The sequence below is a fragment of the Rufibacter sp. JT3400010 genome (assembly GCF_054956755.1).
In genome coordinates this window covers 66,444-83,095 of the sequence record NZ_JBUDXA010000015.1, presented here as the reverse complement: position 1 = coordinate 83,095, position 16,652 = coordinate 66,444, and the positions used below count along the sequence as shown (strand labels likewise).

13 protein-coding genes are annotated in these 16,652 nt (G+C 51.7%); 7 read left to right on the top strand and 6 right to left on the bottom strand.

All coding sequences use genetic code 11. The features are described 5' to 3' along the window. Positions 1-181 precede the first annotated feature (181 nt). Together ACY0JR_RS14250 and ACY0JR_RS14245 are read right to left on the bottom strand one after the other, a co-directional pair. Positions 182-970, bottom strand: coding sequence for a TerC family protein (locus tag ACY0JR_RS14250; protein WP_462634774.1), 789 nt, complete (start codon positions 968-970; stop codon positions 182-184). 125 nt (positions 971-1,095) lie between these two features. Next, entirely contained in the window at positions 1,096-1,587 is a 492-nt protein-coding gene (locus tag ACY0JR_RS14245) for a YajQ family cyclic di-GMP-binding protein (RefSeq protein WP_462634773.1), read from the bottom strand. Between the two features lie 110 nt (positions 1,588-1,697). Between ACY0JR_RS14245 and ACY0JR_RS14240 the strand changes: the two genes are divergently transcribed. After that, positions 1,698-2,135 carry a GNAT family N-acetyltransferase gene (locus ACY0JR_RS14240; protein ID WP_462634772.1) on the top strand — a complete coding sequence of 146 codons (438 nt, stop codon included), beginning with the start codon at positions 1,698-1,700 and terminating at the stop codon, positions 2,133-2,135. Positions 2,136-2,227: 92 nt separating this feature from the next. After that, positions 2,228-2,776, top strand: coding sequence for a lipocalin family protein (locus tag ACY0JR_RS14235; protein ID WP_462634771.1), 549 nt, complete (start codon positions 2,228-2,230; stop codon positions 2,774-2,776). 552 nt (positions 2,777-3,328) lie between these two features. On the opposite strand, the gene ACY0JR_RS14230 is transcribed toward ACY0JR_RS14235, so the two are convergent. Next, positions 3,329-4,192 (bottom strand): ion transporter, encoded by an 864-nt coding sequence (locus ACY0JR_RS14230; RefSeq protein WP_462634770.1) that lies wholly within the window; start codon positions 4,190-4,192, stop codon positions 3,329-3,331. Between the two features lie 265 nt (positions 4,193-4,457). On the opposite strand from ACY0JR_RS14230, the gene ACY0JR_RS14225 reads away from it, so the two are divergent. Together ACY0JR_RS14225 and tamL are read left to right on the top strand one after the other, a co-directional pair. Continuing rightward, positions 4,458-9,452, top strand: a complete 4,995-nt coding sequence (locus tag ACY0JR_RS14225) for a translocation/assembly module TamB domain-containing protein (RefSeq protein ID WP_462634769.1) — start codon at positions 4,458-4,460, stop codon at positions 9,450-9,452. Further along, positions 9,452-11,803, top strand: coding sequence for a translocation and assembly module lipoprotein TamL (tamL, locus tag ACY0JR_RS14220; protein WP_462634768.1), 2,352 nt, complete (start codon positions 9,452-9,454; stop codon positions 11,801-11,803). Before ACY0JR_RS14225 ends, tamL begins: the two co-directional genes overlap by 1 nt. Here tamL and ACY0JR_RS14215 read toward each other — a convergent pair. From ACY0JR_RS14215 to msrA, 3 genes are all read right to left on the bottom strand, one after another. Next, entirely contained in the window at positions 11,780-12,256 is a 477-nt protein-coding gene (locus tag ACY0JR_RS14215; protein WP_462634767.1) for a hypothetical protein, read from the bottom strand. The genes tamL and ACY0JR_RS14215 overlap by 24 nt on opposite strands. A gap of 151 nt (positions 12,257-12,407) precedes the next feature. Continuing rightward, a complete protein-coding gene (locus ACY0JR_RS14210) occupies positions 12,408-13,178 on the bottom strand; it encodes a hypothetical protein (protein ID WP_462634766.1) in 771 nt (256 codons plus the stop codon). Between the two features lie 303 nt (positions 13,179-13,481). Then, positions 13,482-14,147, bottom strand: coding sequence for a peptide-methionine (S)-S-oxide reductase MsrA (msrA, locus tag ACY0JR_RS14205; RefSeq protein WP_462634765.1), 666 nt, complete (start codon positions 14,145-14,147; stop codon positions 13,482-13,484). Between the two features lie 140 nt (positions 14,148-14,287). Between msrA and ACY0JR_RS14200 the strand changes: the two genes are divergently transcribed. The 3 genes from ACY0JR_RS14200 (at position 14,288) to ACY0JR_RS14190 (ending at position 16,631) form a co-directional block, all read left to right on the top strand. Further along, positions 14,288-14,554, top strand: coding sequence for a hypothetical protein (locus ACY0JR_RS14200; RefSeq protein ID WP_462634764.1), 267 nt, complete (start codon positions 14,288-14,290; stop codon positions 14,552-14,554). A 186-nt stretch (positions 14,555-14,740) separates the two neighbouring features. Next, a complete protein-coding gene (locus tag ACY0JR_RS14195) occupies positions 14,741-15,094 on the top strand; it encodes a hypothetical protein (protein WP_462634763.1) in 354 nt (117 codons plus the stop codon). A 997-nt stretch (positions 15,095-16,091) separates the two neighbouring features. Continuing rightward, the gene (locus ACY0JR_RS14190; RefSeq protein ID WP_462634762.1) at positions 16,092-16,631 is read left to right on the top strand and encodes a ferritin; all 540 of its coding nucleotides are present in this window, start codon (positions 16,092-16,094) and stop codon (positions 16,629-16,631) included. Positions 16,632-16,652: the final 21 nt, after the last annotated feature.

The following is a 16,652-nucleotide window of genomic DNA, read 5'->3' as shown; positions in this document are numbered from 1 at the left end:
CCAGATTGCCACGCTGTAGTAACTGCACTAAGTTGCAAGACCTCGTAGTGTGCGTAGATTCTACCAGTGTCTCCGTCAACTCCGTTTATAACCTGTTTTTTCGTAAACTGCCTAAAAACAAAAGCGGGAACCTTTACAGGCTCCCGCTTTTGTTTTCAGCACTTTCTTGAAAAATGGACCGTTAACGTCCTTGGGCGGTAATGTCTTTCGTTTTGATTTCGCTTTGGCGCAACTGCACGGGATCAGTTTTCTTCCGGAGTTTCATGTTCAGCATTTCTACCACCAGGGAGAAGAACATGGCGAAGTAGATGTAGCCTTTCGGGATGTGGGCATGCAAGGCTTCCACTACCAGCATCACCCCTATCAGGATAAGGAAGGAAAGGGCCAACATCTTCACGGTTGGGTGGTCGTTCACGAAGTCGCTCACATATTTAGAGAAGGCCAGCATAATACCCATGGAGATGATGACGGCCACAATCATGACAATTACGTGGTCTACCAAACCTACCGCCGTTAAGATGGAGTCAAAGGAGAACACAATGTCTACCAACACAATCTGGATAATGATCTTACCCATGGTAGAGGTTCCACCGGTAGAACCGTGCCCTTCTTCCTCGCCTTCCAGCTTGTTATGGATCTCGGTGGTACTCTTAGCCAACAGGAACAAGCCCCCGCCAAACAGAATAATATCACGCCAGGAAACCGCAAACGGCTCGTCCATCCAGGGCAGATTCCAGGAAAAGATGGGCTGGTTCGCGTTCACAATATGGCTGATGAAATACAACAGGATAATCCGGAAGACCAAGGCGAACATCAACCCAATGGTGCGCCCGCGGGCCTGCTGGGCTTTGGGCAACCTAGACACCACAATGGAGATGAACACAATATTATCTATCCCCAGCACTACCTCCATGAAGGTAAGGGTAAGGAGGCTTAGCCAGACATCTGGGCTGGAAAATACGTCAAACATAGTTCTATTAGATCAGGTGGTGTGTTATGGGAACAAGCTAGAGAGTTAAACGCAGTCTGCCAGATGGGGTTAAAGCAACTACGGCCCTGTCCCTCTTTTTGGGTATAACTACGTGAGCCCGCCGCTTAGGACTTCATGTTTACAAACTGCAGCGGAATTCCTAACTCGGCGCGGCGCAGCATGGCAATCACGTCCTGCAGGTCATCAATCTTTTTGGCTGTTACGCGCACCTGGTCGTCCATGATGGCCGGGGTCACTTTCAGCTTGCTGTCTTTGATGAGCTTCACAATCTTTTTTGCGTCTTCTTTGTCAATACCGGCCCGCACTTTCACGTCTTTCTTGATCATGGGTCCGCTGGGGAAGGCTTCATTGCTGAAATCAAGGGCGGTGGCATCTATCTGCTGCTTTACAATCTTGCTCAGGATAATGTCTTCAATCTGGCGCAGGCGCATGTCGTTTTCGGTGACAATGTGCACTATGTTGGTTTTCTTGTCCAGTTCCACGCTGCCTTTGGTATCTCTGAAATCAAAGCGCGTCTGGATTTCCTTTTTTACGGTATTCATGGCGTTTTCCAGCGTTTGCGGGTCCACCTTGCTCACAATGTCAAAAGAGGGCATAACAAAAGTTTTAAATGAAATGAAATGTATTTGAATAGTTTTATTGCCGGATGCCGTACAAAGTTACTAGTTTAGCGAAATTTTACGGAAAAGAGCTTAAAAACGCAGTCATGCAAATTATTCAGCCCTCCAGCTTTCACGAGTTTGAGCAGTATTACCGTTTACGTTATGAAATGTTACGCAAGCCCTGGCACCAGCCGGTGGGCAGCGAACGCATGGAAGACGACAACCAGGCCACCCACTTAATGGCCATTGACGAGAATACCGGTGAAATCATGGGCGGATGCCGCGTACACATGGAAACCGATTCTGAAGCCCAACTCCGGTTTCTGGCCGTAGGGCCCAAATACCAGAACAAACAAGTGGGCCGTCGGCTTTTACAGGCAGTGGAAGAAGAAGCCCGCCGCCTTGGCGCGAAAGATCTGATTGTGCAGGCCCGCGAGTACGCCAAAAACTTCTACAAGCGAAATGGGTTTATAGAAGAGTTCCCATCTCACGTCCTCTTCGGCGAAGTGCAGCATTTTCAGATGCGCAAGCCCCTCTACTAATCAGGGCAGGATAAAAGCCATTGCTTTACTTTCCATCTGTTTAGTTCAGGCTAACGGGTCATGAGGGGGCAATGGCTTTTATTTGTACTGCTATGAAGAAACCATTTGTATTCGCTACACTTGGCGCTGTTCTCCTGATCACGGTAGCTTTGTACCTGATGCGGCGGCCCAGTCACGCCCCTTTACCCACCGTACCTTCCGTAAATCTGCAGCGCTATGCCGGTAAGTGGTACGAAATTGCTCTTATTCCCAACCGTTTTGAAAAGGGCTGCCACTGTACCACCGCCCAGTACACTCCCAAAGAGGGCTACGTGGAAGTGCGCAACTCCTGCCGCAAAGGCAGCGCTTCTGGCAAAGATGATGGTGCAATAGGCAAAGCTTTTCCGGTGGAGGGCAGTAACAATACCAAGTTGCGGGTACAGTTCTTTTGGCCTTTTCGGGGAGATTACTGGATTCTGGATTTGGCAGATGATTACTCTCACGTTTTGGTTGGCTCCCCGGACCGGAAATTCCTTTGGATTTTGGCCCGTTCACCTCAGTTAGATTCTTCTGTTTATAGCCAATTAGCGCAGAAGGCGCAGAACTTGGGTTTTGATATTCGTCGGCTTGTTAAGACTGAACAGAGTTGTGGGGAGCGATAGTTGCCTGTATGGTTCTTTTGTGCAAGCAGTTGGCCTGTTGCTGGCGTGGCGGCCGGTTGATGCGGAGCCCTTATGCTGGGTTGTTTCATAGTCTCCCTCAGTGCGCTCACGGCCGCGAGGCCCCGTCTTCCCCTCGCGCACTGCCCTTTCGGCCTGAGAAGTTCTTTGCTCTTAGCCACTGTCTGTCTAGGGCCAAAAGCGAGGCGCGCTCGGGGAAGACTGGAAAGGGGAAAGTAGCTATGGAGATGGTGATATGGGAATAGGGATAATAAAACCCGTAGAGACCAGGCACTGCCTTGTCTCTCACGCATTGCTTTCTCCTTCAAAGGCGTATTCCCCTAGAAGCACAATATGGTTCAAGTTTTCAACTTGGACCTACAATGTTCGGAAGTTTGCAACTTCCGTGAGGCGAGAGCCTCAAAAATCTATTGCTGAATCAACTTCTATTGTTTGAAGGGCAGGTTCCGGTTCACCCTACAACACCGTCCCCTCAAAAGACCTCGCAGCGTCTTCCAGACCTGCGAGCGTCTGTGCCGAAAGCGGCTCACCCTCCTACTCTTCTTTACCATCCGGCTTTTCCGGTGAAATCGCAGGAAATGCTTTCTGCTGTAACGCCAACACTGCCTGTAATTCCTGGCGCAACTGCTTTACTTCCAGATGCAACTGTTCAATCTGCTGCGCCCCGGCTAGGTCAGAACTGTCGCTGGAGGCGTCTTGGTCCAGGAAGAAACTGGCCAGCAAGGCGGTGAAATACCCGAATACGGCGAACCCATACAGCGCGAGCACAAAGCACAACGCCCGTCCTTCGGGCGTTTTGGGCCAGTACTCACTGCCTAGTGAAATCAGGATCATGGCCGTCCACCAGAGTGCTTCGCCGTAAGAAGCAATGCCGCCGGCTACTTCGTTTTCAAAGGCGTACATTCCGGCCGCACCAGAGAACAGGACGGCTAAAGACAAGGCCAGCATATACCCGAAGCCCCGGCGGCCCATGGTGGCGCTCAGGCTTCTCATGCCTCGGTTCAAGGAACTCAATACCCGCACTAATCGGATACCCCGCACGGCCCGCACGGTTCTGAATACCCGCACCAACCGAGTAATCCGGAGAACGCGCAAGGCCGGTACTATCAGTGAAACAGCCATCAGCCAGTTCGCTTTCAGGAAATCCAATTTCTCTGGAGCCAGCATAAACCTCAGGATAAAATCCAGCACGAAAATGATCCAGATGGCGTAGTTCAGCAACTCCAGCACAGGACTCAGGCCCCAGATCAACTCAATGACCAGCAGCACCAGCCAGACAAACCCCAGAAAGACCATCGGCGCTTCCAACGCGTGCTGCACCCGCCACAGGAGCCGTCGGCGTTCACGGTTGATGGCATGTTTGGTGGAGGAAGCGGGAGGAGTAGGCACGTCGCGCATAAGAAGACTTTTTGTACAGCATACGCATTTGGAGCCACTTTGAAAGTAACCGCCTTTTTCCTTCCCTCGGCAACAGGAAAAAGAGCACTGTTTTGGAGCCAATTTTCGGAAAAAAGCTTAAAAACGCTGTTTAATCCTATTCTTTAACAAGACTATATGTAACCACAGCTATATAACTTGAGTACAAGTAACATCTCCTAATATTGCTACCTCATTCATTTTGTCTACGCATACTGTTAAGAAATATACGCTTAAGACACTGGCCGTGCTCCTATGGATTATTGGCGGGGTGTTAGTATTGGTAGTGTTGCTGTTAGTGGCACTGCAGATCCCCAAGGTGCAGGACTTTGCCGCCAGCAAGGCTGAGAATTACCTGCAGAACAAGATTGGCACCGAGGTGCGCATTGGCAAGTTCCGCAGTGATTTCCGGAAGGATATTCTGCTGGAAGGCGTGTACCTGGAAGATCAGAAAGGCGACACGCTCTGGTACTCTGAGCGGCTGGCCGTGAACCTGGATATTCTGGGCATTCTGAAGTCTAAAGTGGCACTGAAGTCACTGGAACTGGAGAACGCCACGGGGCACATCTACCGCACCCTACCAGACAGTGCTTTCAACTTTGACTACATCCTGGCAGCCTTCGCCACGCCCACAGACACCACCGTTGCCCAGGACACCACCAGTGCTGGTTTTGTTTATGACATAGGCACCCTTGATTTCAAGAACGTCTTCCTCACCTACCGTGATGAGGTGAACGGCCAGAACGTGCGTACCCGCGTGGGCAACCTCAACGTGGAGATGGATGAACTGGACCTCACCAAGGAAATCTATCGCATAGGAGATATCACGCTGCGCGATACCTACGTAGACATGGTGCAGACCAAAGTGCCGCCCGAAGGCGAATCAGAACCCATGACCATGCAGTTCGGGCTCAAAACCGTGGCGCTGGATAGGGTCAAGCTGAAGTACCGCAACGGCGTGGCCAAGCAGTACATAGACGTGAACCTGGGCCAGGCCCGAATGGCTTCTAACAAGATAGACCTCATCAACTCGCGCATTGACCTGAGCAACCTGGAACTGCACAACAGTACCCTCGCCTACTCCCAGAACGCCGAGATGCCCGCCGAGTACCGCGTGGTGAACCCCGCCGAAGCCGTGGAAGCCATTGAGGAAGCCGTTTCCAAAACCACGGGTGAACCCGTAAATTGGGTATTTACCTTAGACAAGTTGAACGTAACCGAAGTAGACGCCGCCTTTGACAACTATGACGCCCCCAAGCAGGCCCGCGGCATGGACTACAACCACCTCATGGTGCGCAACCTCAACATTCAACTCAACGACCTGTACTACAGCACCAACCGCACCACCGCCCAACTGGAGCAATTGACGTTCCAGGAGAAAAGCGGGTTTGAGGTAAAGCAATTCACGGCTGGTATTTTGTTTGACTCGGTTGAGACCGAATTATCAGATTTGGTGCTGGAAACGGGTCATAGTCGCATTGCCCGCCGAATCAAAGTGGGTTATCCATCTTTAGAAACGGCTGCCGATGACCTGAGCAAACTCACCCTTTCGGCTGACCTGCAGAACACTTACATCGGGTTCCGGGACATAGCCTTGTTGCAGCCTGCCTTAGTAAGTCAGCCACCATTAGCCGGAAATCTGAACCAGACGGTGCGCTTGAGCGGCGTGGTGAACGGCCGCATGGACAACCTGCTGTTAAGCAACGTGCGCGTGAGCGGCTGGCGCAATACAGAACTAGCCTTGAATGGGCGCATCAGGGGTTTACCTAATCCAGATAATCTGGCGGCCAACCTCCAGATCAACCGTTTCCATACCACTGCGGCAGATGTAAATTCTCTGCTTCCGGCAGGTACGTTACCGGCCAACATTACCCTGCCCCCGTCTATGGACGTGCAAGGCTCGTTCAGCGGCACCATGACCGCCTTTGATGTAGATGCCACCGTTCGCACTACCTTCGGCAACGCCATTGCCAAAATTGACATGACACCGGGCAGAACCGCAGGCCAGGAGCGCATCAAAGGCAACGTACGGCTCATGCGCTTTGACCTGGGCCGACTCATGAATGACAAAACCTTGGGACGGGCTTCTCTGGTAGCCAACATCAACGGAACCGGCCTTACCCCTGAAACCATGGTAGCCAGCATTGACGGAACCGTGCAAGGCTTTGAGTACGGCGGGTACAACTACCATGACCTCAACTTTGACGTAGACGCTAACCGCAACCGGTATGTCATCAAAGCCAACAGCACCAAAGATGAAAACCTGGACTTCGGGCTGAATGGCACCATAAACCTGCGGGGCGCGCAACCAGCCATAGCCATGAATGCCAACCTGCGGGCCGTAGACTTCCAGGCCTTGAAACTGTATTCGGAAGACCTGCGCCTGCGCGGCGATATCATTGCAGATTTACGCGGCGGCGATGCCAACAGCCTCAACGGTTCCATCATTGCCCGCAACACCGCCCTCACCAGCAACAACCGTCCGCTCCAGTTCGACTCCCTGGCGGTGTACCTGACGCAGCAAACCAATAGAACCGAACTACGGGTCTTGTCTGATGTGATCACCGCCAACCTGAACGGGAACATTGGTTTAGGAGACATTGGGGCAGAATTGATGAACCACATCAGCCGGTACTATGACCTGGGGAACGGGGGGTACAAACCTAGCGCACGGGCACGGCAGTTTGATTTCAGCATGGCGCTGCACAAACCGCGCGTGTTCCAAGCCTTCGTGCCGGGCCTCACGCGCCTGCGCTTAGATACACTTTATGGGAGCTACAACAGCCAAACCGCCAATCTACAAATGGTGGCCAGTGTGCCACGGCTTCGGTACAACGGCATACGGCTAGACTCCATCAGCCTCAATGTTTCGTCAGACCCTAATCAGTTGAACTATACAGCAAAGGCAGAGCGCATTCGCCAGGACACTACGTTTAGGGTGAACAACATTGTGCTGGGCGGAAATGTGCAGGATAACACGGTAGCCGTTCGCGCGGCCAATCAAAGCGAAACCGGCGAGGAAGAATCAGCCATTGGGGTACTGCTGCGGCAAATCACCAACGGGTTTGAAGTGAACGTAGCCCCAGACCTGCTCATTAACCGCGATGCCTGGACGGTGGCCCCTAACAATTTTGTGCGGTATTATACCAATTCTGGGGCTGTGGTGGCCAACAACCTGCGCTTATCTAATGGTCCGATGGCTATTGCCCTGCAAAGCCAGAACCCAACAGCACAGAACTCCCCGCTCAACGTCAACCTGACTAGTGTGGACTTAGGTTATCTGGCCCGCGCCATTGTGCAGGAAGACAGTCTGGTAGCCGGTACCCTGAACGGACAAGCCACAGTGAATGACATATCGGGGAACATGAGCTTTACCGCAGATATGGCCCTTACCGGTTTAGAGTACCAGACATTCCCGGTAGGTGACCTTACCCTTCAGGCCAGCAACCCTACCGCTAACCGCTACAACATGACCGCCCGCCTAACCGGCTACGGCAACAACGTTACCCTGGCGGGCTATTACCTTACAACCGAAGGGCAACCTATTTCCTTTGACCTGGACATGGGCCAGCTAAACCTGGCTAGTCTTCAGCCTTTCACGGCGGGCATGGTCAAAGACTTGGGCGGCAGTATTCTGGGCGATGTAGCCATTAGAGGAACCGTGGATGCTCCTAGCATTGCCGGCGACTTGCAGTTCCGGGAGGCTACTTTCAACCTGGCCATGCTCAACTCTACCTTCCGGGTACCCGATGAACGCCTGACCGTGAACAATGAAGGCATCCAGTTCAATGACTTTGTCATGCTGGACTCCCTGAACAACCGCGCCACCGTGAACGGAGCCATTCTTACTTCCAACTTCACAGACTACCGGTTTGATTTACGCGCCACCACAGATGACTTTATGGTCATGAACAGCACCGCCGCTGACAATGAGTTGTATTACGGCCAGGTATTCCTGGACAGCGACACCCGCATTACCGGTGACCTGAACGTGCCCATCATCAACACCAACGTAACGGTAGCCCCTAACTCCAACCTGACGTATGTGATGCCGCAGGAAGAAGCGGGTGTGAACCGCGAAGGCATTGTGGTCTTTGTGGATGTGGATAGTACCCGCAACCGCCGTATTAACCGGCAGAAGCAGATAGACACCGTGGACGCTGAGGTACAAGGCATTGACTTAACCATGACGCTCACGCTCACCGATGAGACGCCTATCACCGTACTGGTAGACCCAGAGTCTGGTGATAATCTTACCATCAGGGGCGTGGCCAATCTGAACGTGGGCTATGACGTGACCGAGAACATCACCTTATCGGGCCGCTATGACGTGACCGAAGGCCTCTACTCCATGAACCTGTATGAACTGGTGAAACGGGAGTTTGCTTTTGATCCCGCCAGTTACATTGTCTGGACCGGTGACATGCTGGACGCCGATGCCAACATCACGGCCATTTACAACGTTGACGCCGCCCCGCTGGAACTCATCCAGAGCCAGACCTCAGGGGTAGATGCAGGAAGCGCCGGGCAATTCCGCAACAAACTGCCGTTTGATGTGCGCCTGAACCTGGACGGTGAGCTCATGAACCCGGCCATCTCCTTCAACATTGAGTTAGATGAGAAAGCAAAAGGTGGGGCAGTGGAAGAGGTACGTGCCCGTCTGGAGCAGTTAAGCCAACCTACCCAGGAATCTGAACGCACCAAACAAGTCTTCTCTTTACTGGTGCTGGGCCGGTTCATGGCACAAGACCCATTGGCGTCCTCGGGCGGAGGGGGCATAGGCAGTTCCTTGCGCGGCAGCGCCAGCAAAGTGCTCTCAGACCAACTCAATGCCCTCACCGGTCAATACCTGGGTGGCTTAGGTCTGCAATTAGGGTTGAACTCCTATGAAGACTACTCTTCCGGCGATGCCCAGAGCCGCACAGACCTGAACGTAGCCATGCAGCGTCAGCTACTCAATGACCGTCTAACCGTAAGTTTCGGGACGGACATTCCGCTGGGCGGAGGCAACACCACAAATAACGCTGGTAACGCAGGAACCACCGGCGGCGGGTTTGCGGGCGATGTATCAGTGGAGTACTCCGTGACCCGGGATGGGCGGTTGCGGTTACGCGCCTTCCGGAACAATGCCTATGAAGGCTTCCTGGACGGGCAGTTACAGCGTACCGGTGTCTCCCTTCTGTTCGTGCGCGAGTATGACAGCCTCGCAGACCTCTTCAAAAATACTGGCAAAGCAAAATAATGATAGCGCCTACTACCCACTTGACCTTCTTCAAATCTCCCTTTTTCAGGAGCCTGCCTCTGGTAGCGCTCTTGGCCCTGTTGGCTGGCTGTAGCAGCACCAAAAGCGTGCCCCAGGGCGACTACCTCTACATTGGCGGCGACATCAAGGTAACCTCACCCTATCCTGAAACCGACACCAAGGCCCTGGAACCGGAATTGAATGCCGCCATTCGGCCGCAGCCGAATGTTTCTTTCCTGGGTATGCGTCCTAAACTCTGGATCTACAACGCCATGGGCGGCAACCGCGAGCGCAAGGGCATTGCCAACTGGATTAAAACCCGCCTAGGAGAGCCGCCAGTGTTGCTGAGCGAAGCGCACCCAGACCGCGTACGAGGCGCCATGATTAACCGCTTGTACAACAACGGCTATTTCTCCCCTTCCCTGGACCACACCATAGACACCACTAGCAAACGCAAAATGGCCATGGTGCATTACACCGCTACGGTAGGAAAGCAGTACATCATTCAGCAAATTCAGTTTCCGCAGGGGAATGACAGCGTTTCCATTGCCATTCGGGAAACTGAGCCAGAAAGCCTGCTGAAGGTGAATGACCCCTACAACCTGGAGAAACTCATAGCCGAACGCCTGCGGGTGAACGAGATATTGAAAGAGAAAGGCTTTTTCTTTTTTGACGAAAGCTATCTGATTTACCACGTAGACAGCACTCTCAACAACAAGGTCAACATCTATGTGCGCCTGAAAGACACAGCTCCGCAGAAGGCCTTGATCCCGTACCGGTACGGCCAGGTACGCATCTTTACGGACTTCTCTTTAGGTGACACCTTAGGCGACACAGAGCCGCCCGTGCAGTTCAAAGACTATAAGTATTATCCAGACGAGGAAACCTTCAAAGCCAAAACCATTCTGAACGCGGTTTTTGTGGAAAACGGCGATCTGTACAGCCGCAAACGCCACCTGCAAACGGTAAACCGCCTCATGGACCTGGGCACCTTCAAATTTGCCGAAGTGCGGTTCACCCCCTTAGATTCCATTGGCCTAGACGGACGCCTGAATGCGGATATTCTGTTGACCCAGGCCAAAAAGAAATCTATACGGGCTGAGGTAAATATGGTGCAGAAATCGAATGGGTATGCGGGGCCAGGTATTACGGTCAGTTTCCGGAACCGGAATGCTTTACGCGGCGCCGAACTGTTGCTCTTGAACCTGGTAGGTTCGTTTGAGTCGCAGCTTCACGGGGACAGTACCCGCACTTCTGGGCTTACCTCCATGGAGGTAGGTGCCGATGCCGAGATGCACGTACCCCGCATCATCTCGCCGTTCAACATCAGAATTGCGAGCAGCATGTACCAGCCCAGAACGCGGTTTAAGCTAGGCTTTCGGTTTATCAACCGGCAAGAATTCTTTCAGCAGAACTCCTTCAACTTTGAGTACGGTTACTCTTGGCGGCAATACGCCACCACTGAGCTCCAGATCAACCCAGTACAGGTACAATACTCCCGGTTACTCAATCCAACGCCCGCCTTTCAGCAGGAATTAGCAGACCGTCCGTTTCTGGCGCGTGCCTTTGACCAGCAGTTAATCATAGGCGGTAATTACCGGTTGGTGTTCAACACCCAAGGCATTGAAGGCCGCCGGCACCAGTTCTACATCAGCCCCGGGCTGGATTTCTCAGGCGGTTTATGGGGTCTTTTTTACCGGGCCAAGAACGGCCGTCCCGCCGACCCAGAGAATCCTAACACCTTCAGAGGTCAGGCGCTTTCGCAATACGCCAAATTTGACCTGGAAACCCGCTACTACTTCAATATCACAGATAAACTGGTACTGGCCACGCGCTTGCTGGGCGGTTACGGTTTGCCCTACGGCAATTCCAACGTGCTGCCTTACATCAAACAATACGGCATTGGCGGACCTAACAGCATCAGGGCGTTTCCGGCCCGCAGCCTTGGTCCGGGAACCTACAACCCCAGAGCCTTACAGGAACCCGGCAATGAGGTTTCCCAGAACTTTTCTTACTTTGACCAAACCGGTGACATCCGTCTGGAAGGAAACGCCGAGTTCCGGTTCCCGCTAATGGATCCATACCTGAAAGGTGCCCTGTTTGTGGATGCCGGTAACATCTGGCTCGTGAACGAAGACCCTACCCGCCCCGGCGGAAAGTTCAGTGGTAACTTCATGAACGAACTGGCCATTGGTGCCGGTGCCGGGGTGAGGATTGATGTGCAGTTCTTTGTGATACGGGTAGATTTAGCTTACCCGCTCCGCGATCCTACCTATCCCAACGGGGACAGACCCACCTCCGGCCTCTTCGGCACTGGGGTGTTGAATTTAGCCATTGGGTATCCGTTCTAGAAAGTTACTTTTGTTTAAGGCTCCCGTTTCTGTTCTGTTTTCATCAAACAGGCCGGAAACGGGAGTTTTTGTTCGCTTGGTGCGTGGATGCATGCAGTTGGCCTGTTGCGTAAGTAGCTTTTTGGAAGGTGTTTTGGTGCATGCCTTTTGCCTGTTGCTGGCGTGGCGGCTGGTGGATGCGGTGCCCTTATGCTGGGCTGTTGCATAGCTGCCCTTCGTGCGCTCACGGCCGCGAGGCCCCGTCTTCCCCTCGCGCACTGCCCTTTCGGCCTGCAGTGTCCTTTGCGCTTGGTTCTGCCAATACAGGGCCAAAAGCGAGGCGCGCTCGGGAAAGACTGGAAAGGGGAAAGTGGCAGAAGTGTAGATACTCCCCCTTTGAAGTGGGCGAAGGGGGATGTTTACAACTGCAGATCCACGCATTGCCTTCTTCTGCAAAGCCTTGTACTCCTTCAATAGTGACAGGAAAAGAAAGTTGTTTCTGATCTACTTTTTCCTATTGCCTGGCTGAAGAACCCTCCGTTTAGAGGCTATAATGGGAAAACAACCTCGAAACAGCATAAGCCTTGGAACGGGAAGTGTCTTTAAAATTTACAGACGGTGGCACTTAACTGTTCAGCTTCATTTTTGCTTCGCGGTAGCCTTTCTTCAGGTAATGTTCGCCGTCTGGCCATAGGGTTTGGCCTTTGGTAATCCAGGATATCCCGAAGGCCTCTACTGCTATGGTTTCCAGTATAAAAACAACGGGAACATCTGAAGGTGCAGCATCTGGCTTGAAAATGAAATAAGCGCCTAGCAAGACTACACAAATGACAATAATCCATCCGCAGATTCTGTAGACTCTGTTGCGTTTCGCTTTCTGGGTGAGTTCGCCTTGCGCGGTTCTGAGGCTGCATTTGTCTGTTCTAGGAAAGTACTTTAGGGAGATGATGGCTAAGGAAATAAAGAAGATGGCCGCAAAGATAAAGTGCCGTTCTATCCCCCAGAGAGTGGGCACTTTGGTCAGGATGGCATGAATGCTGAGGGAATTGGCACGTTGGGTAGCGGTAGGGCTAAAGGCAACGCCCAGTCCGCCTACTGCGGCTAAGGTAGACAGGGCATTTTCTTTCCAGTTGTAGCCTTGGTAGGTGATCAGAAATACACCCAGTACGCTAAGCATGACCACCAGCACATCGCCATTGCTGGAGTAATAATAGTCGCTGATAGAGGGTTCTACCCACCGGTCAGAGGTGGCCTTTTTAGTGGTTAAAAGCAAGACAAGAGGCAGCAGCATCCCACTTATCCCAATCAGGTTCCGAAGGGTGAGGTAGGATAATACCAGTTTGTTCCCGGCCTCTTTTCTTCGGTCTGATTTCTCCTGCGTTTCAGCGGTTTCCATTCTTATACATTTGGCAAAATGGTTGTATCTCCAGAACGGCGCAGTTGTCTTCCAGATTAAGCTGAGCCGCAAACAAGCTGTATTATAATGCCCTCTACTGGTTGAGTTTCTAACACTTTATCCTACAAAAAACTTTCCCTCTCCATTCAGTCTGAGCCTGATGGAACTGCCGGCTTACCAAAGTATCAGCAAATTGCCCCCCTTTCACAAGCTCAGGATTGGTTCATGTATCCCATACCCTGTCTTTGTTGCGTCTAATCTACTGGCTGGAATACTGATAACAATGAACCATCAATTAACTCATTACTGCTCTTCTTTCAACTTGCCTTCCATCTTCTTTTTGAACTTCTCTACTTTGGGGGTAGAGACGGCGCGCATGTAAGGGTTGTTGGGGTTGTTGCGGTAGAAATCCTGGTGTTCTTCCTCGGCGGGATAGAACTCTTTGAGCGCAGCCACTTGGGTCACAATGGGGGCCTGAAACGCGCGGGTGGCGTTCAGTTTCTTCATGTACGCGTCAATCTGCGCTTTCTCTTCTGGGGTGCGGTAGAAAATGGCCGACCGGTACTGGGTTCCTTCATCGGGCCCTTGGCGGTTGAGGGTGGTAGGATCATGGGCGGCGAAAAAAGCTTCCAGCAGAGTCTGGTAAGACACCACTTTGGGGTCATAGTAGATCTGAACCGCCTCGGCGTGGCCGGTTAGTCCGGTGCTCACCTGTTCATACGTGGGGTTCTTGGTAGAGCCACCGGTATAGCCAGATACTACCTCATGTACGCCTTTCAGTTTCTCGGCGGCTTCCTCGGTACACCAGAAACAACCTCCGGCGAAGGTGGCCACGGCAAGGCTGTCACGGGAAACGGGGGCTTGCTGGGCGGTAGAAGCCGTAGGTTTGGCGGCTTGTTTTTCTTTCCGGCCCTGGGCGCAAGACGTGAAACCAAGCAAGAATATGAAGGCAAAAGAGAGAAGTCTCATAAAGGTGAATCGTTCAGGAATGTACATACAAGTAAAACCGTAAAGGTAGGGTATAAGTTTCGGGCGATGGGCGGTTAGGGCAGGGTAACTTTTTAGGCCCTGGCCGGTACAAAGAGAAGTAAACCAATCACACCAAAACTATGTCAGAATCAGCGAAAACCACTACAGACCATGATACTATCCGCAAATGGGCCGAGGCCCGCGACGGCAAACCAGCCACGGTAAAAGGCACGGGCAAAGGCGAGGAAGCCGGTCTGTTGCGCATCAATTTCCCTGGCTACGCAGAAGATAACCTGGAAGACATCAGTTGGGAGGAGTTCTTTGAGAAGTTTGAGGAAAAGAAACTCGCCTTCCTGTACCAGGATGAAAAAGACAGCCGCTTCTCCAAGCTCGTGAACCGCGAGTAGAAGAATAGACTTTTTACTAAATCAGTTGGGTGGATTTGGGGCCTGTTTTCAAGAAAAGAGTCCCCAAACCCACCTGTTCTGCCTCCTTGTAAAAAGTGAGGAATATCAGTTAAAATTATTTGGACTAATTCTAAACAGGGTGTACTTTTGCATTGTTCCTTTTGAGCAGATTCGTAAAAGTCGCGTATGCCTACCCCACAAAACCTCCAAGAGCTATTCCGGACCCTATATGGCGCTGTGTATCAGTGTAACCGTTACAATTGCTATTACGTGGAGTTTGCCGGCAGTATCTCGCCTTTCAAAGTGAAGGATTTTCTGGATTTGAAGCAGCACGTAGATGCTATCAATGTTGCCAAAATGGCGAAAGATGCGTCTCGTGCCTCAGATGTGCATGTGCTCATGCCGTACCGTTCTGAGCGTTGTTTTGTGTTGACCTTGACGGATGTGCTGCATTTTCAGGAGTTGTTGCAGGGGGCCAAGGCTATGATGGCTTTGAATAGCATTCTGTATGAGTGTTTGTATGCGCCGGTAGCGTATTAGAAGTTTCTTTCTATTTTTTCTGTGAAGAGCTCTTTCTGCTAGAAGGGCTCTTTTGTTTTTTGGGCCCTTTACTTTCTACTATCATCTTTCCTTCTCTTTAGCTGAATTACTTCTTCGCTGTGCTTGCGTTGTGCGTAGAGTTAGCATCAGCGCTCTATGCACTTGGTGGCAGCCAATCTCCTGATTGGCGGAACGGATAGACTGATTACTTTCTACTTTCCTTCCTTTTAACTTCTCCTCGCCGTTGTTGGTGTTCTCACCACTAACCAAGACTGCCGTTCAAGTTAGCTTTTACTTTCTACTTCTTTTCTTACCAACCTCTTGGCGGCAGATGCGCTTTGCAGGCGTTTGTCACTTTTCTCCTTGATGAGAAAAGTAACCAAAAGAATCAAGAAGCTCCGAACTCGCTGACGCTCAGACAGGCGGAGCTTCAGTTCAGTACCACCTGGTAAAAGCCTTTTATTTCATAGGGAGCTTAGGCTGTTGCCAATTGAACCGCCGCTGCTTGCGCTTCCCCCCGCTTCGGGTTACGCAGGCGGCCCTCCGCTGGGGAAGACGCAGATGAACTTCATTACTGTTTGTTCCGTTGCAACGCCTTCATCGTCCTGCGGACGTTGTGATATTGGTTTGGCTTTTGCGAGGAGAAAGGCTTATGAGAGAATTCCCCTCCTTGAAGAGGTATGGGTAGGTGGCGCTTTTGCCTGCCTTTTCTGAAAAGCAGCCCAAAACACCGTAGGCGGAAAAGCTCCCCTCCTAAGTTAGGAGGGGTTGGGGGTGGTTAAAGCCGAGGACGCTTTTGCCCTCCTTTTCTGAAAAGGCAGGCAAAAACGGGATGACTATCTTCTTAGATAGACGTTTTAGCTTCCCGCATCTCTGAATTTAGACTGAATCTGTATTACCCCAAATGGAGCACTCATAAGAACCAACAGTGGTTTTTGCCGGTATATTTGAGTGAAGGCGTGTGTGTAAAGCGCGCCTGATAACAGAGATACAGACCATGAAAGATTTATTGAGACTGCGTACCTCTCTTTCAGAAGAAATAGAAACGCTCTTAAACGAACAGATAAAAGTAGAAGCTCATTCTTCGGCCACGTATTTGGCCATGTCTAGCTGGTGCAACCGTCAGGGCTTTGACTACAGCGCTGATTATTTTATGAAGCAGAGCCATGAAGAGCGGGAGCACATGCTCAAGCTCTTCAACTTTGTGAGTAATTTGGGCGGTCACGCCATTTCGCCGGAGGTGGTGAACATTCCGCAGGAGTTTGACTCGTTCAGAGATGTGTTTGAGAAAGCGTTGCAGCAGGAGATTTTTGTGACGCAGCAGTTCAATCGCCTAGCGGATCAGTGCATGAAGTCCAGAGACTTTATGACTTTCCAGTTTCTGCAGTGGTTCCTGCAAGAGCAGGTGGAAGAGGAATATGTGGCCCGCCGCGCCCTGGAACTGTTTGACGTGATTGGCGAGGAAGGCACCGGCCGCTGGGAAATTGACAAAAACGTGCGCAAAATCAAGTACGAGAACGACAGCACCGCTGAATAATTTCCTGGTAAAGCAACCCGT

Coding starts and splice junctions, on each gene's coding strand:
- ACY0JR_RS14210 (WP_462634766.1), bottom strand. CDS start 13,178: ATGGAAACCGCTGAAACGCAGGAGAAATCAGACCGAAGAAAAGAGGCC.
- ACY0JR_RS14230 (WP_462634770.1), bottom strand. CDS start 4,192: ATGCGCGACGTGCCTACTCCTCCCGCTTCCTCCACCAAACATGCCATC.
- msrA (WP_462634765.1), bottom strand. CDS start 14,147: ATGAGACTTCTCTCTTTTGCCTTCATATTCTTGCTTGGTTTCACGTCT.
- ACY0JR_RS14235 (WP_462634771.1), top strand. CDS start 2,228: ATGAAGAAACCATTTGTATTCGCTACACTTGGCGCTGTTCTCCTGATC.
- ACY0JR_RS14195 (WP_462634763.1), top strand. CDS start 14,741: ATGCCTACCCCACAAAACCTCCAAGAGCTATTCCGGACCCTATATGGC.
- ACY0JR_RS14250 (WP_462634774.1), bottom strand. CDS start 970: ATGTTTGACGTATTTTCCAGCCCAGATGTCTGGCTAAGCCTCCTTACC.
- ACY0JR_RS14240 (WP_462634772.1), top strand. CDS start 1,698: ATGCAAATTATTCAGCCCTCCAGCTTTCACGAGTTTGAGCAGTATTAC.
- tamL (WP_462634768.1), top strand. CDS start 9,452: ATGATAGCGCCTACTACCCACTTGACCTTCTTCAAATCTCCCTTTTTC.
- ACY0JR_RS14200 (WP_462634764.1), top strand. CDS start 14,288: ATGTCAGAATCAGCGAAAACCACTACAGACCATGATACTATCCGCAAA.
- ACY0JR_RS14190 (WP_462634762.1), top strand. CDS start 16,092: ATGAAAGATTTATTGAGACTGCGTACCTCTCTTTCAGAAGAAATAGAA.
- ACY0JR_RS14245 (WP_462634773.1), bottom strand. CDS start 1,587: ATGCCCTCTTTTGACATTGTGAGCAAGGTGGACCCGCAAACGCTGGAA.